Here is a 23,456-nt window from a genome sequence, read left to right on the forward strand (position 1 = left end):
TCGTGGCCATCGTCGGATTCGCGTCCATCGCCGGCTCTCCGGGGGTCACCACGTCCGCGGTCGCAACGGCCCTCCTGTGGCCGAGACCGGCGGTGTTTATCGAGGCCGACACCTCCAACATCAGCGCCGTGCTCCCCGGGCTGCTGCGCGGGCGACTGGACTACTCGCGGAGCCTCAGCCAGGCGATGCTGCTGCACACTGGCGGCGACCTCACCGCCGACGCCTTCCTCGACCCGACGCTGCCCTTGTCTGTGCCGATTCACGAGCTCCCCAAGGATCCGTATCTGCCCCACCCGTCTGTGCGCGACGGACATCGCCTCTGGGTGGTGGCGGGATTCGACAACCTCGATGCCGCCGACGGCACCAGCTCCCTGTGGACCGCGCTGACCGGGATCGGCGGCGAGCTGGAGGAGCTCGGCACCGACATGGTCGTCGATTTCGGCAGGCTGAACAGGGTCGAACCCCGGCAGGCACTGCTGGAGGCCTGTGACCGTCTCGTCATCGTCGCCCGGGCGAATCTGCCCGACCTGTTCCGGTCGATCGGGCGGATCTCCGAGCTCCGTGCCCGTTTGGCGCCCCTCGGCCGTGACTCGCACCTGAGGCTGCTGCTCATCGCCTCGCCCACCCGACACGGCACCGAGGCGCTGGACTTCGAGAAGCGTGTCGGAGTGGAGGTCATCAGCGTCCTGCCCTTCTCTCCCCGCGGCGCGGCGGGATACTCGGCCGGCATCTCCGAGCGGCATGCGAGAAGCTCGTACCAGCGCGCGGTCCGCCGGTTCGTTCAGGAACTGTCCCACCCGCTCACCACGCAACGCCGTCCGTGGCCCGCCGAGGCGGGAGCATCCCATGGCTGATCCTCGCGGCCGCGAACCGGCACCCGCCGACATCACCTCGCTGCCGCTGTTCCGCGACACCGCGACCCGTGAGCTGCCCCGTGCGGCGCGCCACCTTCTCGCCGCCGCTCAACCTGCACCCCTCCCCGGTCAGCCCGGTGTCCTCCCGGAGGCGAGCACAGTGTCGGCAGAGCTCATCGCCCCCGCCGCCATGGCTCCGTCGGCAGGGGTCGCTGTCCGCCCCCGACCGCGGACCACGAGCAGCACCGATCCCGACGGAGTCGTCGACTGGGATCTCGTCGAGTTGCTGCAGAAGACGGCCAGCGAGCTTCTCCCCCAAGCGGACGCCGTACGTCTGGGAGAGACCGTCTACCTCGACACCGCCACCGCGTCACCGGAGCTGAGCGAACGGGACCTCGACAACCAGGACATCATCCTCCGCGTGGTCAACGACTACGTCACCCGTCATGTGCTGCTGCAGCGCGGGCAGGACGCCGACTGGTCAGCCGACCAGCGGCACCGCTACGTCGAGGCGGTGTTCAACGAGATCTTCCGGTGGGGGAGGCTGCAGCCGCTGATCACCGAACCGGGCGCGAAGAGCATCAACATCCTCGGCCATGACAGGGTGATCGTCCGATACCAGGACGGCAGCTACGCGCTGAAACCGCCGATCGCCCGCAACGACGCGGAGCTGATGCGGCTGCTGCAGAACATCGCGAAGAAGCGGCACCGTGAGTTCTCCGATGTGAAGGCGTCGGTCGGCATCGATCTCGACGGGGCGCGTCTGAACCTGCTCGCGTCCTCGGTCGCGACCCAGCCCTCCGCCGGGATCCGCATCCACAACCATGTCGACGTCGACCTCGATGACATGGTCCGCCTGGGCACTCTCACCGGTCCCGCCGCGCGCCTGCTCACCGCGGCCGTGGCTGCGGAACGCAACGTGCTCATCTCCGGCGAGCCCGGCGCCGGCAAGACCACGCTGCTGCGTGCCTGCGCCGCAGCGATCCCCCGAGATGAGCTCATCGCGACCGTCGAGACCGAATACGAGCTGTATCTGCACAAGCTGCCCCACCGGCACGTCGCCGTGCTGCCGTTGCAGATGCGCGAAGGCACCGGGGAGGGAACCCACGGGGAATACTCGCTGCGGCAGGCCATCAAAGACGCGCTGCGCCACAACCTCAAGCGGGTGCTGGTCGGTGAGGTCCGCGGCGCGGAGGTGAAAGCGATGATGGAGTCGATGCAGATCGGCGGGGGATCGCTGGCCACCATCCACGCCGAGAGTCCCTCCGACGCGATCTTCCGTCTCGCGAACCTCATCATCGAGGAAGGCAACCTCACCAACGACTACTATCCGCTGCGGTTGATCCAGCAGCACATCCGCCTGATCGTGCAGGTGCGGGAGGTCACCGCCCCGGGCACGGCTCCCCGGCACATCGTGACCGAGATCGCCGAGGTCACCGCCCCCACCACAGAGAAGGGCCCGCCGCTGGCCCAGGCGCTGATGCGCTACGACCCGGACGCGGGCGAGCTGTCCTTCACCGGCACGCAGCCGACCCCGACGCTGCGGACCCAGCTCGAGCGCGTGGGACTTCCCGACGGGTTCTTCCACACCGGGGGGAGACGATGACACACCTGCTCACTGTGCTCGCCATCTCTGTCGCCCTGTGCGGCGTCGCTTTCATCCTCTACGGGTCGCTGACCGCCCCTGCCCCGCGCAGCGACACCACGCCCGCGCGTATGCGGGTCGTCGACCGCGCACGGGGACTTGTCCGCGGGATGAGCCGGCAGCGGGGGCGTCTTGTCGCCGGGGTGGTCGTCGGGATCGCGACGTGGCTGATCTCGGGATGGCCGGTCGCCCTGGTCGCGGTGCCGGCCGGGTTCCTGTTCCTCCCCGAGGTGCTCGTCAAGCCCAGTACCCGCGGACTGACCTTGACGGAGGCTCTGGCGGCGTGGACGCGGAACATCGCCGCGCTCGTGCAGACCGGGACGCTCGGCGTGGAGGACGTCATCCAACTGTCGCTACCCGCGACCGCGGAGAACATCCGCCCTACCGTGGCCACCCTGGTGTCCCGATTCCGCGGCGGGTGGGACACCCAGGACGCCCTGCGCGCCTTCGCCGACGACCTCGCCGACCCCGCCGCGGACAAGGTCACCGCCCACCTCATCCAGGCGGCACGCAAACGCGCCGGCGACCTGCCACGAGCGCTCGACGCGCTCGCGGAGGAGATGGCCGCCGAGGCACGCGTGCGCCGTGCCATCGAGGCGGACCGCGCGAAGCCGCGGCAGAGCCTGCGCATCGTGACCCTCATCACCGTGGGCGTCGTCCTGGTCCTTCCCCTCTTCGGCCGCTCCGGCCAGTTCGCCGGCTACGCGACACCGATCGGGCAGGCGATGCTCGCGTTCTGGATCGCCTGCTACATCGGCCTGCTGCTGTGGGTGCGCGCGATCCTGCGGGAAAGCCCCCCGTCACGCCTGTTCGCGTCGAAGGAGCCGGACCGATGAGCTGGTGGATGCTCGCGTTGCCCGGCCTGTTGGTCGGATGCGGGGCGGCGGTGCTCGTCAGCGCGCTCGCCCCCCGTCACGTCCACGTCGCCTCGGCGCTGACCCGCCTGGGAACGACGACCCGCCCGGATGCGCCGTCGCGCCGGGATGCACCCAGCATCATCGGCGAGTGGGCGCACCGCCACCTCCCCGACGCGCCCGGCTTCCGGATCCCGGCCGCCGACCTCGTCCTGATCGGGATGCCACCTGCGGCATTCCTCTACCGCAAAGTCCTGGGCGCCGCTGTCGGCCTGCTGGTCCCGCTGCTGCTGGGCGCGCTCATCAACCTGGTCCTCCCAGTGCTGCCGCTGTGGATCTGGATGGCCATCTCCGTGGTCGCCGCGGTGGTCGGCTGGACAAGCCCGGACGCCGAGGTGCGCACCCGCGCGCGGCGTGCCCGGGCCGAATTCACCCGCGCGATGGCCGTATATGTCGGCCTCGTGGCCGTGGAGCTCAGCGACGGCGCGACCGGACCTGCCCGCGCGATGGCCAATGCCGCGAGCGTCGCCGACTCGTGGGTCTTCCGACGCATACGCGAAGAGCTCACTCTCGCCGAGTACACCGGACAGACCCAATGGGACGCGCTGGAACGACTCGCTGAGCAGATCCAGGTCCCCGCCTTGCAGGACGCCTCCCGGATCATGCGCCTCGCCGGCGACGGCGCACGCGTCACCGATTCCCTGCGCGGAGCCGGCGACGCGCTGCGCAACGCCATCGTCAGCCAGGCGCACGCAGAAGCCAACGCCCAGAGCGTGAAGATCGGCCCCCCGCTGGCGCTCACGGTCTTCGTCCTCGCAGGACTGTTCATGACCCCCGCGGTGATGGCGATCATCGCGAGATGACCCCGGTGCGGCATGACGCATCACCAATAGAAGAAGAGATGAGAGGAAGAGACCATGGATGAGATCCCCACCCGAGCAGTCCTGCTCGTCGGCGGCATCCTGCTGGCCGGTGTCGTCGTCGCGCTGATCACGGCGTTCGCCACCGGGACGCTGAACCCCGTCATCGGCTGAGACATGCGCGCACCGACACGCCCGCCGCCCAACTCCGCGTGGGCGCGGCTGCTGGGTCGCGGTCGGCGACAACGAGGAGTCGCGGAGGCCGCACTCCTGTATCCGTTCCTGCTGCTGCTCACCTTCACCGGCCTGCAGCTGGGGTTCTATTTCCACGCCGCCCAGGTCGCCCAGGCCGCGGCGACCGTCGCGTTCAACGGTGCGCACGGACTGGACGCATCCGCGTCCGACGGGGATGCGGCCGCGACCGCATTCCTCGACTCACGTCGTGGCGAGCTCCTCGCGGCCAGCGTCGACGTTCAGCTGACACCCACCGAGCTGACCGTCATTGTGACCGGCCAGGCTCCCGGGATCATCCCCGGCTGGGTCTGGCTGGATGTCAACGGCACCTACACGGGTCCGGTGGAACGGTGGACGGGATGACCGTTCGGCGCTTCTTCGGCTCGCACGTACGGCAGCGGGGGGAGATGGACATGTCCGCGGAAACCGCCGTCCTCGCGGTCGGCGTGATCATTCTGCTCGGCTTCACCATCTCGTTCGGATGGATCAATCAGACCGAGACGAGTCTGCACGCGGCAGCGGCCACCGCAGCGCGAGAGATCTCACTGCTGCGCGACCCCGACACCGCCGCCACTCAGGGTGACGATGCCGCCCGTAGAGCGATCGATGCCCACGGCGTGTCGTGCCAGACTCTCACCGTCGACGTCGACCCATCCGGACTACGTGCGCCGCTGGGGGAGATCGGAATCGTGAGCGTGACGATCACCTGCACCATCGCACTCGTCGATCTGCCTCTCGCTGACGCGCCCCTGACCACCTCCATGACCGCCACCGGTACCAACCCGGTCGATCGCTACCGTGAACGATCATGAAGGCCAGCAGCTACGTCGCCGCCGCGGTCCTCGCCCTCGTCGTGGTGATCGCCTGGGTCGTCGACGGAGGAGGGCAGATCCTCGCCCAGCAGCGCGCAATGACCCTCGCCCAGGACGCGGCACGGGTAGGCGCAAACGCCGTGTCTGGCCACGTCGTCGCCACCGGCGCTGTCGCGATCGATGTCACCGCAGCACGAGCCGCCGCGCTCGAATACATCGCCGCCGCCGGCGAGTCCGGGTCGGCGTCCGTGATCGCAAACACTGTCACGGTCACCGTAACCGCCAGCTACGACACGATCTTCGCGGTCTTCCCGGGCCTGGAGACACTACGTGCCGAGGCCACCGCCTCCGCACGACTGATCAGCGGCTAAGGAGCACCGATGACCATCCTTCGACCGACCACGCTCGCCGCGCTGGGCCTGAGCGTCGTCCTTCTCGCCGGCTGTGCACCGACGGTGCCGCCTACCCCCGACCCGTCGCCCTCCGTGAACACGCCGTCCCCTTCGCCATCCGCCACCCCGATAGCCACCCCCGACACGGTCGGTCCGCCCTCCACCGCCGACGACGCGATCGCGCACGCGGTCGACACGATCGGCCGGTACATGCAGCTGCGCTCCGCCGTGTACGCCGACCCGTCCGGACAGCACGACCTCGCCGCCCTGGTCGGCGGAGCCGCCGAGAGCCGGCTGCGCGACGAGGCCTCTCAGCTGGCAGCGCAGGGCATCCACGCCGAGGGGCAGTTCCGCTTCGAAACATCATCCGGACAGGCATCCGAAGCCGTCGTCGACGGCGCCTCCATCCCGTTCGGAACCGTCACCCTCGGTGGATGCTACGACTCCAGCCAAGTCGAGCTCCTGTACGCGGACGGCGGCCCTGTTCCGGTCGCTGATGTTCGCCGTGTGCGCTTCCAGCCCGTCCTGGTCTACCGGCCCACGACACAGTCCTGGATCGTGTTCGACACTCCATCTCCCGCTGAGCCAGAGCCATGCTGAGACGTCACCGCAACTGGATTGTCCTGCTGACCATGCTCACTCTGCTGGCGGCACTCGCACCGCTGCCGGCCCACGCGGACGTGCAGGAACCCCACTGCGACGCGATCGCCCTGGCCTGTACGATCCAGCTGGATCGGCCACCCACGGATCCGGCACCCGACCCGCACACGGGGGTGACGCCGGGGCCAGCGCAATGCCTGGCGGATGTCGGCAGCGGGTACGTGGAGGTGCCGTGCGTGTCCGAGCACGGGCACTGGAGCAACGCGAGCCAGTGCTACTGGGAGCTGCGCGATCCGGCCGTCCTCGGCGAGCACCCGCCACCACCTGGTGCTGACCCGACGGGAGCCTGGTATCTGTGCACGCCATACGCGCCAGGCGCCGGGTTCGTCGTCGCCACTGGTCACTGGCTCACACAGCCTCCACCAGGGTTGGAGCTCACGCCTGGCCAGGCCGCCGCGCGGATCGTCCAAACCATGACCTTCCACGGCATCGACATCGGCATGGCACCCGACGTGAACGCCGAGTGGGGGCACCGGCGCGGGCACGTCGGCATCCCGATCTGGCTGTGGGCACAGAACCGCACCGCGCAGAACTGGGGTCCCTACACCGTCACCGCCACCCTCGGAGGCCAAACGGTCACCGTCACGGCCCGTGTGACCGGCGTGGTGTGGGTCATGGGCGACGGTGCCACAGTCGCCTGCGCAGGACCGGGGACCCCCTATGACGAGGCGCGGGGCCTGGGCGCCTCCCCCGACTGCGGTCACTCCTATGCGCTCACGAGCAGACAGCAACCCGGCGGCTACTACTCCGTCGTTGCACGCAGCCAATGGGATGTCGATTGGGTCGGAGGCGGACAGAGTGGAACCATCCCGCTCACCGCGGAGAGCACGGTCCCCCTCGAGATCCAGGAACTCCAGTCCGTCAACGTTCCCAACCGTTGACAAGAATCCGAGAGAACGGCACGCGGAAATGAGACGCATCCTCGCAAGCATCGCCTCGGTACTGGCCGCGGCCGTCCTCATCATCGGCGCCCCCGCCGTCCTGCTGGCACTGGCCGGGAACCCCCTGCCCTCCTGGGAGACACTCAGCGAGGCGATGACCGTCCCCGACTTCGGCGGCCGCTTCTTCCTCGGCACGGTTCTTCCGCTGATCGGGTGGGGCGCCTGGGCGTTCTTCACCGTTCCCCTCTTCGCCGCCATCCCCACCGCGATCCACCACGCCCGCCGCGGCGCCACCCCGCGCCCCGCCCCGGCGGCCTTCCGGATGCAGCAAGCGGCCGCATCCGCGCTCGTCGCCGCCATCCTGGTCATCTTCGGCGCCACCGCCACGCCTGCCTCCGCGGCATCCACCGGACCGCCCGCGATGACCAGTGCTGTTCCGGCGGCCGACATCTCGCAGCCCACTGAGATACCCGCGGCATCCCGACCCGAACAGCCCGTCACCACGGAACATGAGTTCCTGGAGCGGACGATCGTGCCCGGCGACACGCTCTGGGACATCGCCGCCGAAGAGCTCGGTGCCGGCGAACGGTATCCGGAGATCTTCGAGGCATCCACCCACATCGAACAGCCCGGCGGAAGACGCCTGACCGACCCCGACCTGATTCTGCCCGGCTGGACCGTCCACATCCCGCAGCCCCGCAGCGCTCCCGTCGCCACGCCGGAGCCGGCAGCCCCGCCCGCGGATGACCACGCAACGCCCACCCCTCCTGAGCCCGACCGGCAGGCACTTCCGGGGCCGGGCATCGACCACCCCACGCCGACCGCGGATCCGGAAGTCGCTCAGGCTCCGCACACGGTCGCCGACACCGCCACCGACACGGACGGCGGCGACGAGGACAGCGACCTCGCCGCCGTGGTGCGCACCGCAGGAGGCATCTCCGGGCTGCTCGCCGCCGGGCTCTTGACCGTGCTTGTGGCGTTGCGGGTGCACCAGCGTCGACGTCGCCGGAGCGGGGAACGTCTCCGGCTCCCCGACGAGCAAACCCACCAGCTGGAACGCCAGCTGCGCGACGCCAGCGACGAAGCGGGCATCGCCGACGTCGATCGAGCCGCACGAGCCCTCGGCGCCTGGGCGGCCAGCACCGGCACGGCCCTGCCCGCCCTGTACGCGATCCGGCTCGACACCACCGGCCCCACATTCTTCCTGGCCGACCCGGTCCGACTGCCGGCACCCTTCGAATCCGCCAGCGACGACGACCTGGTCTGGACCTACCCCGCCGCCGCGGCCGATCTTGCGCCCGGCGCGGTGAACCCCTATCCGTCGCTGCTGCTGCTGGGCCAGGACCCCGTCGGCGCGCACATCCTGATCGACCTCGAGCACTGGCGGACCCTCCAGGTTCACGGCGACCCCGCCCAGGTCGCCGCCGCGCTCACGTCGATGACGCTGGAGCTTTCCACCGCGCAGTGGTCTGACGACCTGCGCGTCACGGTCGTGGGCGCGCACCACGGACTGGCCCGCGCTGTGGACACCGGACGAGTCCGGTATCTGAACGACGCCGAGTCGCTGCTGCCGGCCCTGCGCGCGCGCACCATGGACGTCCGCCGGGCGCTCGCCGACGCCGGTCACGCGTCGATCGCCGACGCCCGGATCAGCGACTCTCCCGACTCATGGTCCACCGAGGTCGTCATCATCCACACCACGCTCACCGACGCGCAAGCGGACGCGCTTGCCGACATCGTCTCGCACAGCGACCAGGCCGGCATCGCGGTGATTGCCGGGCAACCGCTCCTCGACGGCGCGCAGTTGCGTCTGCGCGACGACGAGCACGCGTCCCTGGAGCCCATCGGCCTTGAACTGCATCCTCAGCACGTGGGCGACGAGGTCCTCAGCCTCCTGACCCGCCTGATGAACGACGCCGCGGCGCCACCCCGCACCTCCGAACACGATGCGCCGGCGGCCGCCAGACGACCCGCACCCGTTGTCGACGACGATGACCCGTCCCACCCCACGGAGACACGTCCTCCTGACGATGAGGAGCCTCCGCCTCAGGCGAGCGCTCAGCCTAATGCCCCATACCTGCGGCTGCTCGGACCGGTGGGCATCGATCTTCCCGAACGCGAGGGGGAGCCGCGGGCGCCCGCCCCCGGCCGCGGGGTCGAGCTCGTCGCCTACCTGCACCTGCACCCGCACGCGACCACCGACCAACTCGCCCAGGCGTTCTGGCCCAACGCCGCCCCCCAGGCCGCGTCCATGTCGATGCGCAAGCTCACCAACCACACCAGGAACTGGCTCGGCGCCACCGATGCGGACGTCGACACGGGCACAGTGGAGAACTATCTTCCTCGCTACGACTCCACCCACGGGTACCGCCTTCACACCGGGATCCGCAGCGACTGGGGCGAGTTCGAGGACCTCGTCGGCACCGACATCACCGCGGCGAGCTCCGAGCGGCTGCGGGCGGCACTGCGCCTGGTCAAGGGGCAGCCGTTCGCGGGCATCAAGCAACGATTCTGGGCCTGGTGTCACCTCGACCTGGAGGAGATGATCGCGCGGATCAGCGACGTCGCGGACGAGCTGTTCCGGCGCGCCTACGCGGCCCGCGACCACGGCCGCGCCCAGTTCGCCGCCACCGTCGGCAACGTGGTGGACCCGGTCAACGAGACCGCCTGGCGCAATCTGATGCTCAGTGCCCTGGCCAAGGGCGACACCGACCGGTTCGAACGGATCGTCGGCGATCTGGAACGGTATCTGGACAGCTTCGACGAGGGCTACGAACCCGAGCCCGAGACTCAGTCCCTGATCGATGAGGGTCGCCGGGAACTGGTCACGGACCCATGACCCGCCCCGCACCACCCGCCGTCGCGCCCGCGGCGCCGCACCGCCTGATCCCGGCCGCCACGACCGGACTTGCGATCGCGGTCGGCGCCGTTGCCACCGGGATCGACCGGGCCCTCCCGCCCGCCGGAACGGCGGCGCTGCTGGGCGCGGGCGCCATCGTTCTCGTGGCGGTGAGCGTCGTCGACCTCCGCACACATCAGATCCCGGACCGGCTGCTGCTGCCCCTGACCGGTCTTGCGGTGGGGTGGCTGGCCGCCGGCGCGCTGCTGACCGGCGATCTGGCGCGCACACATCTCGGCGGTGCTGCGCTGGCAGCCGTGGTGCTCGCCGCCGTGTACTTCGTGCTGGGACTGCTGGGGGCGGTCGGGTTCGGCGACGTGAAGCTCGCCGGCGCCCTCGGGCTGTGGGTCGGCGGCCTCGGTGGGGTCGCGTGGATGCTCATCCCGGTCGTCGCCGTGGGGATCAGCGGGATGCATCAGCTCGTCGTGTACGTGCTGCATCGACCCGGCGCCGTGGCGCATGGCCCGGCACTCGCGGTGGCAGCCGCGGTGTGCACGGTGGCCGCGCTGTCCGCGTGAACGCGGCCACTCAGTCCCAGGACGACTTGCGGACGAAGCGCGCCGGGTCCTTCCACGCGGCGACCACCTTTTCCACCCGTTCGGCGAGGTCTGTGCTCGACTCGAGCGGGATGGGTGCGCCGGTTCCCGGGTGAACCGCGGTCGCCCGGTAGAAGGTCGAACTGGCGCTGCGAACGTTCCACTGTTCGATCCACCCGATGCGTGCACCGTCGAGCATCACGTCCCACTCCGGCGGAGCGTTGCGCGACCGATGAGACTTCGGCGGCAGGCGCCGCAGTCCGACACCGTCGGGAAGCTCGATCGGTACTTTCTCACTCGAAGACACGCAGCACCTCGAACCTGTCCGGCGCCGTCTCGCGCAGATCGAACACGTACGTCTCGGCGCGATCCTCCGCGCCGGCGATGAACCGCCACCCGCTGCCAATTCGCGGGGAGCCGCCGGTAGCCGGCGGGAAGAGGATGTCCTCCCGGACGTCCAGCCGCGTGGGGCGATCCAAGACTCTCCATCGTCTGTCCGTCCAGAACAGCCGCGTCGGGACACCGTCTTCGAACCAGACCGTCGCTGCACGGTGTGGTGACACTACTCTCATGATGCCGTCCGTTAATAGAAACTATATTCTAGATCGGATAGTACGCCTCCAAGGGGACATCAGTCATCCTCTTCGCACGCATGGTGCGGACACGCCATGTCCTCCGCCACCCTTCGGACCCGCGATCGGATCGCTCGGAACGGCCGGCAGAACGACACTCACAGGCCGAGCGGCGGAGGGGCTGGCCCGGGATCCAGATGCAGCGACCTCGTCGCCGAGACCGTGCGGTACGCGGAGCGGATCGTGGCCACGGCCTCCTCTTGCTTCAAACCGGTGCGCAGCGCCGCCATCCCCAGCGCGCCGTGCGCGTAGTCCTCCGGCAGATCCAGTTCCGCGACTCGGCACGCGGCCCAGAAGAGCGCGCGGTTGCGGTTGCCCTCGGACTGGCGTGCGACGAATCCGGCGATCCGCCGCACGATCGCGTCCGGCGAGCGATCCAGCGCCCGCGGCGGGGCGACGATGGGCGGCGGTGGCGGACGCAGGAAGTCTCGGACCCGGGCGGAGTCCAGCGGGCGGGCGGCGGGAGCTGTTTCCATGACTTCGTACCGCTTCGTTCCAGCCCCGAAGGAGGGCGGCACGATAACATACCCGCCTTCGCCGCGGAAGTCGATGTGGGACGCCGTCACCGCCCAGTTCCGTTGCGGCCAGGCCGGATCGGCCGGGAAGTACACGTGCATCCCCCCAGAGGGGGTGCGCACCTTCGCGGCCCACCCGTCGACAAGGCGGGCGTCCTCGAGCTCGGCGAACGCGCCGTACCCGTCGCCGCTGGCGTACACGTCGATGTCCAGGACGTCGATGCCGTCGCCACCAGTCGGGATCCCGATGCTCGCCCACGGCCAGGACCGCCACCAGGATTCCACAGAGATGATGGATTCGGCTCCGGCGCCGGCGTGACCCGAAATTACACGGACGCCGTTCGCGGCTGTCTTTTTGTGGATCTGTCCGTCGACGCCGGGGTCGCTGCGGGCCGGGCGGGCACATGACTTGATAGGAGCCTGACCGGAAAGTCGTCTCACCTTTGTGCTGTCTGCACTCACCCGACCCGCGGTGACGTTCATCACCATTGGAAGGGAATCCCGTCAATGACGAGCATGACACTCGACCCGCCGCTGACCAACCCGTTGCCACCAGGCTCCGAGTTGGTCGCCGGGGTCGACACGCACAAGAACACGCATCACGTCGCGATCCTCGATCTCGTGGGCCGACCTGTCGCGGACCGAGAGTTCCGTGCCGACGGTCGCGGTTACGCGCAGATCGTCGCGTTCCTCCACGCGCACGGTGATGTCGTCCGTATCGGGGTGGAGGGAACGGGGTCGTACGGGGCTGGCCTCGCACGCGCGCTGACCACGGCGGGGCTGACCGTCATCGAAGTCGCGCGACAGGACCGGCAAGCCCGCCGTCGTCGCGGCAAGTCCGACCCCCTCGACGCCCACCAGGCAGCGGTCGCTGTCCTCTCAGGAACGGACACCGCGATCCCAAAGTCTGGTGATGGCGCGGTCGAGTCGATGCGGATCCTCCTCGCAGAGCGGCGCTCGGCGGCCAAGGCCAGAGCGCAAGTGATGAACCAGATCCACGCGCTGCTGATCACCGCACCCGAGCTCGTGCGACAGGCGTTCCGCGCTCTCAGCGGGCAGCGTCTGGTGAACACGCTCGCCAAGACTCGGCCCGGAACAATCACGTCCCCCGATCCCGCGGTCGTCGCCCGGCAGACACTGCGACGGTTCGCGGTCCGACACCTCACGATGCAAGCCGAGATCGACCTGATAGAACAACAGTTGGAGATGCTCGTCCGGCAGGTCAACCCCACGCTGCTGTCCCTGAGCGGAGTCGGTCCTGTCACCGCAGCGACGCTCCTGGTCGCCGCGGGCGACAACCCCGAGCGGCTCGGAACCCGCGCCAGCTTCGCCGCTCTCGCCGGTGTCGCCCCGATCCCCGCCTCCTCCGGACAACGCACACGGCATCGACTCTCTCGCGGCGGGAACCGGCACGCGAACGCCGCGCTGCACCGGATTGTGCTGTTGCGCATGCGGCATCGCGAGCCTCGGACGATGGCCTACTTCGAGAGGCGTCGTTCGGAGCAACTCACCGACCGTGACATCATGCGCTGCCTCAAACGACACGTCGCGAACGAGATCTATGCCGCTCTGCTCAATCCCGCCACCGACAATCCCGTCGGGCGCGAACTCCGAGCACGCCGACAAGCGAAAGGCATCCCGATCAGCGTTCTCGCCGCCACTCTCGGCGTCCCCTACCAGCGGCTCCGACGACTCGAGATCGGCACTCGCGCCGACCCTGAACTCGAGGCCCGAGCGACCGCCATCCTGGAGCAGATCAGCCCACCACTGGCCGCTTGACAGCAATAGGAGCATCCACACCGACCGACGTTGTCGCGTCTTTGAATCCGTTCTCCGTCATCGGCCGCTTGTGCTTGGGCACGCACGGGAACACCCTCAGACCATGCCGGGCATAGTGCACCGCGGCGGCGGGCAGAGCTGCCGTTGCAGCGGGGAACTCCAGCTCCGCCATGGTCACCGCCCCACCGAGGCGCGTGCGGCAGGTGAGCGTTCCGGCTGCGGTGATGTCGTGTTCGATCGCGCCTCGAGGGCTTCGCTCATCCCCGGCGGGTATCCATCTGAGACGGCGGGCTCGGGCAGGTTTTCCAGGATGCCGAGGGCGGTGCGGCGGGCCTTGTCGGCCGTGTCCTGCAGCACCTCCGCCACGGTCCGGTCGCTCACGCTATTCGCCCATCCAGCGACGTACGGGACGGTGTATCCGCTGGTGTCCAGCCCGTGGCTGGCGGCGACGAACATCGCCACCGATTCGGCTTCCACCTCCCCGATCCCGCGATGCTCCCCGCGTGCGGTGAGGGAGTCCGGGGCGTGCAGCTTCACGTGCGCCAGTTCGTGCAGCGTCGTCTTCAGCCGCGCAGCCTCGCCCATATCCGCACGGACACTCACCGTCCGCTCCGCGAAGCTGGTCATCCCGTTCGCACCATCCAGCGCGACAGCGGTGGCAGCATCCTGCAGCGTGTATCCCGAGGAGCGGATCTGCTCCTGCACAGCCGCCAGCAGCCCTGGGGGAGCGGCGCCCTCCAGCAGCTGGGGCTCAGGACGGTCCGGGATCGGCGTGCCGTCCGTCATCGACACGTCCCAGACCTTCGCGGGCTTGACCCCCACCATCCGCTGTTGCACCACCTCGCCCGGCTCGGGTCGCTGCCCGCGCGGCAGGCGGTGCCAGGAGCCTGGGTCCTGTGGGGTGGCGGAGGCCATCGCCACGAGCACGGGCTGCCGGATCACGAACCCCGGCTGTGTCGGCCACCGCCCCAGCGCTTTCCACGCCACCCTCCCGGCGACATAGGTCGGGTACGGGCTGGGCACCCGGCCGGCCTGGAACGCGTCGGCCTGCTGGCTGAACAGCAGCAGCGTGTTCAGCCATGACCGTGACCGGAACCGCGCGGCGAACCGGATCGACTCCAGCCAGTCCTGCCCGGTCACCAGCCGCTGCACGGACTCCTGCAGCCGCTGGGTGACCTCCTCCATCTTCTCCACCCGGTACGCGGCCACTTCCTCCCGCGTGTATCGACGCGTCATCATCCACCCGCCTTCGAGCCACCCGCGCGGTGGCGCTCCAGCGTGGTGTGCACGCCCATCCCTGCGCCGCGGTCACGCGCGCGGCCTCGGTCCTCCGCGTCGTGGGCGGTGGCGGCGCGTGTCGCCAACGCGGCACCGGTCGCCCGTCTCCGGCCCTGCGACGGTAGCTCCCGCCGCCGGCTGCGTTCCCTTGCTCGCTTTTTCCAGACTCCGCCCTCCGCACCGCTGCCGCGTCGCTGCGGGCTCCGCTTAGGAACCGCTCGCGGCGGGCACTGCGCCGGCTCTGGTCGCTTCCCCTCTGCGTGCCGGAACGGACCAACCGGACCGGCCAGGGACACGGCACCCGCCGCGATCCTTCCTCACACAGAAGGGCAATGCCATGACCACCACTACCCAGAGCCCGCCGGTCGGGATCCTGGAGTACGTCGACCCGGCACAGATCGTGCTGGAGACGAACGTGCGACCCAGCGCGCCGCTGACCGACGAGTTCATCGCCACCATCCGAGAGCACGGCGTGCTCCAGCCCGTCCGCGGCCGACGCGACGACACCGGATCGGTGATCGTCCGCGCCGGGCAGCGACGCGTCCTCGCCGCCCGCGAGGCGGGGCTGACCGCGATCCCCGTGTTCGTGGTCGACAGCACGGAGCACACCGTGGAACGGATCGTCGAGCAGATCGTTGAGAACGACCAGCGCGAAGCGCTCACTGACACCGAGCGCACCGCCGCGTGGCAGCAGCTCGCGCTGGAAGGGCTCACACCCGCGGTGATCGCCAAGCGCACCGGCACCAAGACCGCACGGGTCAAGACCGGGCTCAAGGTCGCCGGAAACGAACTGGCAGCCACCGCGATCGCCGCCCACCAGCTCACCCTCGACCAGGCCGCCGCCTTGGTGGAGTTCGAGGCCGACGAGGGCACCGTCGCCGAGCTGATCGCAATCGCCGTCGAAACGCCCGGGCAGTTCGATCACGCCGTACAGCGCGCCCGGGACGACCAGGCGCGCGCCCGCGCGCGGGAGGCTACCGAACAGGACCTCGCCGCGCAGGGCTACACGATCCTGGACCGCGAACCCGGCTACCAGGACACCACCCACACCCGGATCACGGAGTTGGTCGACAGCGACGGCAACCTCGTCACCGCCGAACAGATCGCCGGGCTCGACGGTGCCGCCGCGCTGGTGCGGGTGTACTACGGGGACGACGTGCACGTGACGTACTTCCTCGCCGACCCCAAGGCCCACGGGTTCGCGCCCCGCTTCGGCGGCGGTCAGTCCGGGCCGATGACCGATGAGGAGAAGGCCGAACGGCGCGAAGTCATCGCCAACAACAAGGCGTGGGATGCGGCGCAGACCGTCAGGCGGGAGTGGCTGACCCAGTTCTTCGGGCGCCGCACCCTCCCCAAGGACGCGCCACGGGTCATCGCCACCGCGCTCGCGGCGGACCGCACTGTGGTCGCGAAGGGTCTTGACGGCGGCAACAAGCTCGCCCACGACCTGCTTGGGGTCGCCCAGGACAGCGGATGGGGTGCGGACCGGCTGGCCGGGTTCGTGCACACCCACCCCGCCAAGGCGGCGCATGTGACGCTGGCGATCGTGCTGGGCGGCCTGGAAGGCTCCACCGGACGGCACTCCTGGCGAAACCCCGACCGCAGGACCGGCGGCTACCTCACCACGCTCGAGGCCTGGGGATACACCCTCTGCGACGTCGAGCAGATCGTCGTCGCACACACCCAGACCCACGAGGTCGACGGGGTCGAGGTCGACGACGAGACGGAGGTCGGCGAGGCTCCGGAGGAGTCCACCGCGGACGGGGTCGAGGTCGAGCCGGCCGTCTGATCCGCATAGGAGGGGCGCCCCAGCAGTGGCTGGGGCGCCCCTTCCTGCTTCTGCACTCCCGGCTACAACCGCCGCGAGGCCGTGGGGCGAGCCGGGGTCAACTCGTCCGCCGGGTCTGCTCGATTGATGTGTGCGGCACGGTCGCTCAGCGCCGCCGCCATGGCCGGGGGCGCGGCCGCAGGCCCGGGGAGTGGGCGGGGCAGGGCTGCTCGGGCGCGTTCGGCTCGGGCGAGGTCAGCGCTGACCTGGCGTGCCGCGTCGACGTCGCGGCCGGAGTCCTCGATGACCGCGACGGCCTGATCCAGGGTCCGGGCGAGGTGACCGGGCGCCAGGCCCGTTAGCGTCGCCGCGAGCTGATCGACGATCGCGCGGTCGGCGTCACCGACCCGGAACGCCGCCGAGGACTCGCCGGCGACACGATCCGCGACCGGACCGACGACCAGCCGATACCGCTGCCCGTCGTGCGTCCCGGTCGCGTCGTACACGCCTGGTGGGATCCAGTGCGCCGCGTCCCACGCCCACCCCGTCCACCGCTCACCGCCTGCGACGGCGTTCGGCGTCGCAACCGATACCTGCGGGTTGGTCCGCTCCAGCAGGCTGCGGGCGCGGTCCAGCTCGGCCGCGCTGTACGGCCAGGCGGCGGGGTTGCGCTCGGCCTGCGTCAGCGCCGACCGCAGCAGTGACACCGACAGCAGCTCGCCCGGTGTCCACAGCTGCACAGGGGCGGCACGGTCCGTGCCGGTCAGCACGACGATCGCGTCCAGCGCGCTCAACGCGCGCTCCAGCGCCTCCCCCTGCCAGTCGTCCCAGGCCTGAGCGAACCTCTCCTCGGACGCGAATTGCGATCTGCGCGGCTGCTCCGGGATCGGCACTGTGGCCGCATCGCGGATCGTCCGCAGCATCTCCTCCCCGGCACTGATCTCGGCCACGACGTCCGTCCCTTCTGAGCGGCACGGTGCCGCACGTATAGATGGTGTGTCGCCCCAGTCGCGCGCGATCGGTCGCTGCCTGATACGCGCCGCGGGGCGGGCATCGCCGGCGACGCAGGCTACGGGGCGGTGCGGACGGCGACGAACGCCGCGCCCGCCCGCAGGCGGTCGCCGCGTCGCCCGCCGCCGCTCCCGCACCGCCCCGTGACCGCCCGCCCTGCCGACACGCCCACCCGGGCGCGGCAGAAAGGACACGACCATGTCGATCGACACGCCGACCACCATCACCAACATCACCGAGCTCACCGCCGCCCCCTCACTCGTCTCGACCGCGCGTGAGCCGCTACCTCTGGTCGACCCCGCCAAGGCCGCCAAGCTGCGCGCGATCATCCAGGCCCGTGCCGACACCGAACGTGAGGCCGCCCGGCTGCGCGCCGAGAACGAGCAGCTGCGCACCGCGCCGGTGCCTGCGGACGACCCGCGGATGCGGCACATCTGGGTCGCCGCCGCGCTCGTCGCCGAACAGGAGGAGTACTGCGGCCAGTACGACGCGATCATCGACACCGTCGGTGGCCCCAGCCGCCAGGACCTGCGCGACGCCGGAGACCTGGACCGTTCCTTCCGAGTTCGCACACACATCACGCTCGAGGTGTGGCTTGAGATCAACGCGTACAGCGAAGACGACGCTATCCGCAGGGTCGACAGCCTGTACCTGGCAGACGTCCGAGAACACCTCGAAAGTCACAGCCTCGACGACGCCGACCTGGAGAGCTGGGACGCCAGGGAGGCCGAAGCCGACGATTGAGCCTCACTGAGTAGGCGGCCCTGGCCGCGCAGTCCAGGGTCGCCGTCGTGTCAATCGCGCTTCGGGGTCACCTCGCTGCCAACACAGGCAGCCGAGTGTCAGAAGCCCGCCAGCTTCGCGCTGCAGACGTCCAAGGCAACCGGCCGTCGCACCGCGAGCGACGCGAGCCCGCGCCGGCTGCCTCACCGGTTCGTGGGTGCCGTCCTCTGGCGCCGCGAGCGTACGGGACGACTCCTCCAGCACCAAGCGGCGACCTCGCTCCCTCCGCTCACGCTCCCCGACCTCGGTCGCCGCTTGGCGCTTCCCCCGTCGCCCCGTCATCTCGCTTCCCGCCAGGACGGCACCCACGAACCGACAGGAGGCAACCATGCTCACCGGGATCCGCATCACCCTCGATGGACAGCTCGAGACCGTCACCCTCGACGACACCACCACCGCCCGCCTCGTCCACAACCTCCACCGCGCGATCGGATGCGACACCTTCGACGTGGTCGGGCTGCCCCTCGGGATCAGTCTCTACGTCGATGACGACGGCATCAGCCGCAGCACGCTGAATCCGATCCTCAGCTTCACGGCCGCCCACCTGGGCGCCCCCGCTGCGCTGTTCGGAGCCGGTGTCTTCCTCAGTTACGACGCCGACAGCGGCGAGTCCCGCAGCCTCACCCACGGCCACGCACGCGCGGTCGTTGCGGCCTACCTCACCGCCATCATCGACCTCGTCCGCGACAACCTCTGATAGCCAGTGGACGGATCGCCCGCGAGGCGGGTCGTGCCTGAACCCAGATCACGCAGGCACGGCTCCGCATCAGGCCGGCCAATGCCGCAACCCCGACACCAAGCTGGACCCACCCACCCTCGCTCACGTCCCGCAACAGCTCGCGCGCCCGAGAATTCCACACAACCCGGCCGCTGCGCGCGCTCACCATCCTCGTGTAGAACGACGTCGACACACTTCTTGCAATCAAGGTCCAGTTGACGATGACGAATCGCATCTGATGCGATCTCGTCATCGTCGTTGACCGCCGCCCCGACGACGCCGCCCTGGATGGTCGAGTCTTTGGTCTTCCATGAAGTGGCGGGCTCGACAATGACTCCCCGGCGATGATCGACGGGGGTGGGGTTGAGCTGAGCGTCCCCTACTCGGAGGCGCGCAGGTCGGTGAGGGGATCAGGCTCCTGGGCGTGCTCGACCACGGTCTCGGTGAAGATCTTGATGGTTCCCTCTTCGCCGTCCTTGCCGCCGGAAACAGTGTCGGTCATGGGATATCTCCTTCGATCTGGATGATGGTGGGCGGTGCGGGCTGAGGATTGACGATGCCGTAGATCGTTCCGGCGCCGGATGCGACCCAGGCGGCCATGAGGACGATGAAGCCGCCGATCAGCCAGTTGTGCCGGTGACGGAGTTGCGTGCGGGAGCGCTTCTGGGATGCCAGGCGACTGCCCACGAGCGACCGGCGCATCCATTCGCTTGCTTTGGCCGCGTACTCGGTGATGGTGCCGTCGAGGGCGGGTTGCTCGGTCAGGCGGGAACGCATCGCGAACAGTCCGCACACGGCCGCACCGAGATACAGTGCCAGGCTGATGCCGCTGATCCACGCGTTCCCCGAAGCGGTGACGAGCTCGGTGCCGCCCAGCGCGCCGCTGACACCGATGAGGACCGCGGCGCGGGTGCTCGTGTTCGACAAGCGGCTGGTCATTGCCGCCTCTTGGCGTTCGAGTTGCTTCTCGATGACATCGAGATGCTCGGCGTCCAGTTTGACGAGCCCCGCAGGTGGTTCGTATGCCGCGCCCGGCTTCTTCTGCCCCCAAGGCCATCTCACGAGCACACTGTACCGAGTAGGCGGGACTCGCGTACCTCACGCTCGATTGAGGTCAGGGGAAGCACCGGTGCACAGCTGGCAAATGCTGGAGGAGTTGTCGGGAATGGCGTCGTCGATCCGACGCTGAGCGAGGAGAGTTGCTCGTGGTGACAGTCGGGGCCGCGCTCACATTGAGGACCTTGGTGAATTGCATCTGATGCGGTCCCGTTGTCGCTCGTCATCGTCACCGGAGCTTTGACCACCGGGGACTGGGTGGCGCAGGCATGTTCACAGCGTCCGTAGGTACGTCGCCATGTCAAAGCTCTGCAGACTCGTGTCGTAGGGTGCGCGTGAAGGATGCCGAGGGTGATGTCTCTTCAGGGGGCTGCCGATCGACATCCAGCCGCAAGACCCTTGTTCCGCGATCTGCGCGATGCCGTCGAGCATCTCAGGGAGATAGGCTCGCTTCTCGATTAGCTCACCCCATGCTGCGAGCAGCGTGACGCTGCGGCCCCGTAGCAACTCAGCGATGTGCTTCTCGTTCTGGGCCTTCAGCTCCGGCAGGTACTGCGTGTGCATGCCGTCCGGATCCTTCGACCGCTGTGGATAGAGGTTCAGCATGATCCAGCTGTCGTAGTTGTTCTTCGCGGCTCTCCGGGCGATACGGGTCACCGTGCGATCCAGCTTCAGTGGCGTCGCAGTGCTCGGGTTGACGCCCACGCATATCAAAGGGTTCTCCCCGACTGTGCCAAGCACGAACCGCGCTGTGTTGTCGGGAGTGTTCTCGTACAGCCATCCTTCGGGCACTGTCACTGTGTCTGTCCGATTTCGAGGGCGCCGGACTCGAGCCGGGCCTGCCAGGTATCGAGTACGAACTCCGCGATAGTGACCGTCGCGTTCAGCGCCAGACGAGCGTGACGTGCAAGCGCCCCGCTGCGCCGGGACTGCCCGTGTCCGATCCCCAGCTCGTTGCGCAGCTCAGAGAGCGAGTTCACGGTCGTCACGAGCGTGCGCAAGATCCTCTGCGAGGTCTGACTCGCCCGCGCGGACTCTGGCACCGCCTCGGCACTAAGGGCGAGAAGGTCCGCGACCTTGCGATAGAGGTCAGGGATGTCGTCGCTGCGACTGTAGGCGACCTCGCTGCGGTCGAGGATGATCTTGAACAACGACTCGATGAGGTTCTTGCACGAGGAGATCGCCGCCGGTGGATCCGCGACTAGACCGGCGCGGATCCGGTTGAGGTGCTCCTGGAGAACGTCCGGATCCGTGAGAGGTCGCTCGCTCAGTCGTAGCTCCGGCGTTGTGCCGTGAAACGCGTCCAAGCGCCGCCAGCCGTAGATCGCATGACCGCTGATCCAGTCGGACGCATAAAGCTCGTAGCCGTCGCGCGCGAGGGCCTCGTTGAACGCCTTCAACAACAGCGCCGCCTCGGCCTCGTCAGTTCGCACGACCGGGTGCAGCATCTCGGCGAGGAACACGAGGACTACCTCATCGTCGCCATGCATGAGCCCGAACCTGCTGTCTGTGAAGACCCAATCGTCTTCCCAGTCGTAAGGGTTGTTCACCCGGTGCTGCCAGATGTCTCCGGACGCGTCTCGGTAGCGGGTATCCGTGCTCGGCAGCTCGCCCAGGTCGTAGATCCGGCCGAGGAAGTCCGGTTCCTCAAGACGTCCCGACCAGCTGAGGCCCGAGAGCGCGATGGAGTCGAACAGCTTGCGACGCGTGATCGCGGTGATGCGACTCGAGCTACTCGGCATGATCTGATCGTATTCACCCGAGCGACTTCCGCAGCCCTACGCACTGGGTGCCATTTCGCGAGGTCTGAGCGCCCGGTGCAATCGAAGGCAGCAACCGCGCAGCCTCGGTTCTCGGAGCTATTCGCTCCCGTTGAATACGCACCCTGCACCAGTCAGTTGTTATACCCATAAGAGGTGACAGACCCCCACCAGCTGCGATATCGGGATATGTCCCGCCTGTGTGGAAAGCGTACCCAGGGGCGCTTGTCGCGGAATGAACGTCTACGACCGGGGGATGTCGAGAAACCCGACGAGTATGGCGCGATCCTCTTCGATGATGAGTGCGGTGTCGATGAAGTGCCGTGAACCAGGGAATGTCCGCACGGTAACGGCAGGTTGTGAGGAGACCTCTAGCACGCCGTCATGATCGATCCATGACACGCGTTCCTGTCCTTCGACAAGAAAGCCGCCCGCCATAGCGTGCGTGGACACGGGAGCACCGCCGGCGGTCGCATCGTCAAGGCGGACGCCTAGCGCGGCAGCCCGGTCAAGCTTCACTCCGTCCAGGGTCCGCAACCGGGCCACACGCAAATCACCGTCAACGTCGTACAGCAGCCGCTGCTTAGAGTTTGCGAGCACTCGCACCCCGCCTTCTCGTACTCGCGACTCGTCGATACCGAGGCTCCGCGCAGACAGCATCGCAAGGTCGTCATCAGAGCGACGGTAGCCGGTGATCATGTGGCTGGGGAAGCGGGACCTCGGGCTCTGGAGACGTCGTTCAGAGGCCCCCAGGTAAAGATTGGGGATTCCTTCTTCTACGAAATTCAACAGGTCCTTGGACGCCATCGACACACCACTGGAGAAGTCGGCAAGTCGCTGCATTGAGTTCCCCTGGGAACGTCCCTCCTCGTGGCCAAAGTCGATCCGATCGAACCAAAGCCCCTCCTCGAAAGCGGATGCCGCGACAGCACCGTAATTCGTATCAAGGTCGTGGACGGCAAAGCTCAGCCGCGACTCGAGGTAGTGCTCTTGGCCCAAGTATTCAGGGTTCAGGTTCGTCTCGAACAGCCCGTCGCTGCTTGCGATGAAGGCGTGATTGCCGTAAATCGACACCGAGAGCAGGAAGCCGGGCACGGACTCGATGTCTACGGACTCCATCGGCGGATCAGCGAACTCCACCCGAGCGACCTTGCTCGCGGCGCTGACGGTGTCAGACAGCGCGTCGCGGATACGCGGCACACGAGTGAGCGCTTCGATCTGCATGCCCCCCTTCCAGTCATTGCGGAAGAGCGCGAACTGTGCGGCGAGAGCAACCTCCGGGCCGTGGGTGCCATGTAGTTGCGAAACGAGGCGAGCCACGGGCGTGTGAACGAGGTCGCCATCTGTAGTCCAGAGAAACAGATGGTCTTTATAGAGCCACCCCTCTGCCCACTCGCCGGGAAGGATCGCTTGGAACAGCGCGGCCCTTGTCATGCTCTGCGCTTCCAGAGCTTCTTGATGAGTCCTCGCGTCGTTGCCCCTTCTTGCTCCCAAGCGCGAAGCACTTCGGGCGGCACGGAAGTGCGCGC

At 68.6% G+C, this 23,456-nt stretch carries 26 protein-coding genes; 15 read left to right on the forward strand and 11 right to left on the reverse strand.

Annotation, left to right across the window (positions count from 1 at the left end; translation table 11 throughout):
* Positions 1-2: 2 nt before the first annotated feature.
* The 11 genes from AB2L57_RS01625 to AB2L57_RS01675 all read left to right on the forward strand — a co-directional run bounded on the left by AB2L57_RS01625 (position 3) and on the right by AB2L57_RS01675 (position 10,609).
* Positions 3-854 (forward strand): hypothetical protein, encoded by an 852-nt coding sequence (locus tag AB2L57_RS01625; protein ID WP_100812150.1) that lies wholly within the window; start codon positions 3-5, stop codon positions 852-854.
* Positions 847-2,460 (forward strand): CpaF family protein, encoded by a 1,614-nt coding sequence (locus tag AB2L57_RS01630; RefSeq protein WP_157813996.1) that lies wholly within the window; start codon positions 847-849, stop codon positions 2,458-2,460. Before AB2L57_RS01625 ends, AB2L57_RS01630 begins: the two co-directional genes overlap by 8 nt.
* Positions 2,457-3,335 carry a type II secretion system F family protein gene (locus AB2L57_RS01635; protein ID WP_100812148.1) on the forward strand — a complete coding sequence of 293 codons (879 nt, stop codon included), beginning with the start codon at positions 2,457-2,459 and terminating at the stop codon, positions 3,333-3,335. Before AB2L57_RS01630 ends, AB2L57_RS01635 begins: the two co-directional genes overlap by 4 nt.
* Positions 3,332-4,216 carry a hypothetical protein gene (locus tag AB2L57_RS01640; RefSeq protein WP_100812147.1) on the forward strand — a complete coding sequence of 295 codons (885 nt, stop codon included), beginning with the start codon at positions 3,332-3,334 and terminating at the stop codon, positions 4,214-4,216. The genes AB2L57_RS01635 and AB2L57_RS01640 overlap by 4 nt, the downstream gene beginning before the upstream one ends.
* Positions 4,217-4,390: 174 nt before the next feature.
* Entirely contained in the window at positions 4,391-4,810 is a 420-nt protein-coding gene (locus AB2L57_RS01645; RefSeq protein ID WP_100812146.1) for a TadE/TadG family type IV pilus assembly protein, read from the forward strand.
* 50 nt (positions 4,811-4,860) lie between these two features.
* Complete coding sequence (locus AB2L57_RS01650; RefSeq protein ID WP_146048048.1) at positions 4,861-5,259, forward strand: pilus assembly protein TadE; 399 nt, start codon at positions 4,861-4,863, stop codon at positions 5,257-5,259.
* Positions 5,256-5,630, forward strand: coding sequence for a hypothetical protein (locus AB2L57_RS01655; RefSeq protein ID WP_100812144.1), 375 nt, complete (start codon positions 5,256-5,258; stop codon positions 5,628-5,630). Before AB2L57_RS01650 ends, AB2L57_RS01655 begins: the two co-directional genes overlap by 4 nt.
* 9 nt (positions 5,631-5,639) lie before the next feature.
* Complete coding sequence (locus tag AB2L57_RS01660) at positions 5,640-6,251, forward strand: hypothetical protein (RefSeq protein ID WP_100812143.1); 612 nt, start codon at positions 5,640-5,642, stop codon at positions 6,249-6,251.
* Positions 6,245-7,192, forward strand: coding sequence for a hypothetical protein (locus tag AB2L57_RS01665; protein WP_146048047.1), 948 nt, complete (start codon positions 6,245-6,247; stop codon positions 7,190-7,192). The genes AB2L57_RS01660 and AB2L57_RS01665 overlap by 7 nt, the downstream gene beginning before the upstream one ends.
* Before the next feature lie 28 nt (positions 7,193-7,220).
* Entirely contained in the window at positions 7,221-10,031 is a 2,811-nt protein-coding gene (locus AB2L57_RS01670) for a hypothetical protein (protein WP_103663366.1), read from the forward strand.
* Positions 10,028-10,609: a prepilin peptidase gene (locus AB2L57_RS01675; protein ID WP_100812140.1), complete on the forward strand. Its 582-nt coding sequence runs from the start codon at positions 10,028-10,030 to the stop codon at positions 10,607-10,609. Before AB2L57_RS01670 ends, AB2L57_RS01675 begins: the two co-directional genes overlap by 4 nt.
* A gap of 10 nt (positions 10,610-10,619) precedes the next feature.
* Here AB2L57_RS01675 and AB2L57_RS01680 read toward each other — a convergent pair whose 3' ends face one another.
* The 3 genes from AB2L57_RS01680 to AB2L57_RS01690 form a co-directional block, all read right to left on the reverse strand.
* A complete protein-coding gene (locus AB2L57_RS01680; protein ID WP_409047906.1) occupies positions 10,620-10,829 on the reverse strand; it encodes a hypothetical protein in 210 nt (69 codons plus the stop codon).
* 91 nt (positions 10,830-10,920) lie between these two features.
* The gene (locus tag AB2L57_RS01685) at positions 10,921-11,106 is read right to left on the reverse strand and encodes a hypothetical protein (RefSeq protein WP_100812138.1); all 186 of its coding nucleotides are present in this window, start codon (positions 11,104-11,106) and stop codon (positions 10,921-10,923) included.
* Between the two features lie 251 nt (positions 11,107-11,357).
* Positions 11,358-12,059, reverse strand: a complete 702-nt coding sequence (locus tag AB2L57_RS01690) for a bifunctional DNA primase/polymerase (RefSeq protein WP_409047907.1) — start codon at positions 12,057-12,059, stop codon at positions 11,358-11,360.
* 222 nt (positions 12,060-12,281) lie between these two features.
* Here AB2L57_RS01690 and AB2L57_RS01695 point away from each other — a divergent pair, with 222 nt between their 5' ends.
* Positions 12,282-13,553 (forward strand): IS110 family transposase, encoded by a 1,272-nt coding sequence (locus AB2L57_RS01695; protein ID WP_409046946.1) that lies wholly within the window; start codon positions 12,282-12,284, stop codon positions 13,551-13,553.
* Here the strand turns inward: AB2L57_RS01695 and AB2L57_RS01700 are convergent.
* Together AB2L57_RS01700 and AB2L57_RS01705 are read right to left on the reverse strand one after the other, a co-directional pair.
* Positions 13,531-13,725 (reverse strand): bifunctional DNA primase/polymerase, encoded by a 195-nt coding sequence (locus AB2L57_RS01700; RefSeq protein ID WP_409047908.1) that lies wholly within the window; start codon positions 13,723-13,725, stop codon positions 13,531-13,533. The two genes, AB2L57_RS01695 and AB2L57_RS01700, sit on opposite strands and share 23 nt — an antisense overlap.
* A gap of 2 nt (positions 13,726-13,727) precedes the next feature.
* Entirely contained in the window at positions 13,728-14,792 is a 1,065-nt protein-coding gene (locus AB2L57_RS01705) for a serine/arginine repetitive matrix protein 2 (protein ID WP_232711321.1), read from the reverse strand.
* A 376-nt stretch (positions 14,793-15,168) separates the two neighbouring features.
* Here AB2L57_RS01705 and AB2L57_RS01710 point away from each other — a divergent pair, with 376 nt between their 5' ends.
* A complete protein-coding gene (locus AB2L57_RS01710; RefSeq protein WP_100812136.1) occupies positions 15,169-16,620 on the forward strand; it encodes a ParB/RepB/Spo0J family partition protein in 1,452 nt (483 codons plus the stop codon).
* Between the two features lie 62 nt (positions 16,621-16,682).
* On the opposite strand, the gene AB2L57_RS01715 is transcribed toward AB2L57_RS01710, so the two are convergent.
* Entirely contained in the window at positions 16,683-17,549 is an 867-nt protein-coding gene (locus AB2L57_RS01715) for a hypothetical protein (protein ID WP_100812135.1), read from the reverse strand.
* A gap of 259 nt (positions 17,550-17,808) precedes the next feature.
* On the opposite strand from AB2L57_RS01715, the gene AB2L57_RS01720 reads away from it, so the two are divergent.
* Positions 17,809-18,354, forward strand: coding sequence for a hypothetical protein (locus tag AB2L57_RS01720; RefSeq protein ID WP_100812134.1), 546 nt, complete (start codon positions 17,809-17,811; stop codon positions 18,352-18,354).
* A 367-nt stretch (positions 18,355-18,721) separates the two neighbouring features.
* Entirely contained in the window at positions 18,722-19,090 is a 369-nt protein-coding gene (locus AB2L57_RS01725) for a DUF3846 domain-containing protein (RefSeq protein ID WP_409047909.1), read from the forward strand.
* A 400-nt stretch (positions 19,091-19,490) separates the two neighbouring features.
* Here the strand turns inward: AB2L57_RS01725 and AB2L57_RS01730 are convergent, their stop codons facing one another.
* The 5 genes from AB2L57_RS01730 to AB2L57_RS01750 all read right to left on the reverse strand — a co-directional run bounded on the left by AB2L57_RS01730 (position 19,491) and on the right by AB2L57_RS01750 (position 23,361).
* Positions 19,491-19,613, reverse strand: a complete 123-nt coding sequence (locus tag AB2L57_RS01730) for a hypothetical protein (protein ID WP_269800329.1) — start codon at positions 19,611-19,613, stop codon at positions 19,491-19,493.
* On the reverse strand, positions 19,610-20,173 hold the full coding sequence (locus AB2L57_RS01735; RefSeq protein WP_157813995.1) for a hypothetical protein: 564 nt from the start codon (positions 20,171-20,173) through the stop codon (positions 19,610-19,612). Before AB2L57_RS01735 ends, AB2L57_RS01730 begins: the two co-directional genes overlap by 4 nt.
* 267 nt (positions 20,174-20,440) lie before the next feature.
* On the reverse strand, positions 20,441-20,965 hold the full coding sequence (locus AB2L57_RS01740; RefSeq protein WP_409047910.1) for a DUF1643 domain-containing protein: 525 nt from the start codon (positions 20,963-20,965) through the stop codon (positions 20,441-20,443).
* Positions 20,962-21,909 carry an abortive infection family protein gene (locus AB2L57_RS01745; RefSeq protein ID WP_100812130.1) on the reverse strand — a complete coding sequence of 316 codons (948 nt, stop codon included), beginning with the start codon at positions 21,907-21,909 and terminating at the stop codon, positions 20,962-20,964. The genes AB2L57_RS01740 and AB2L57_RS01745 overlap by 4 nt, the downstream gene beginning before the upstream one ends.
* Positions 21,910-22,170: 261 nt before the next feature.
* Positions 22,171-23,361, reverse strand: a complete 1,191-nt coding sequence (locus AB2L57_RS01750; RefSeq protein ID WP_100812129.1) for a hypothetical protein — start codon at positions 23,359-23,361, stop codon at positions 22,171-22,173.
* Positions 23,362-23,456: the final 95 nt, after the last annotated feature.

Origin of the sequence: Microbacterium sp. HA-8, from assembly GCF_046111165.1 — a bacterium.
GTDB lineage: Bacteria > Actinomycetota > Actinomycetes > Actinomycetales > Microbacteriaceae > Microbacterium.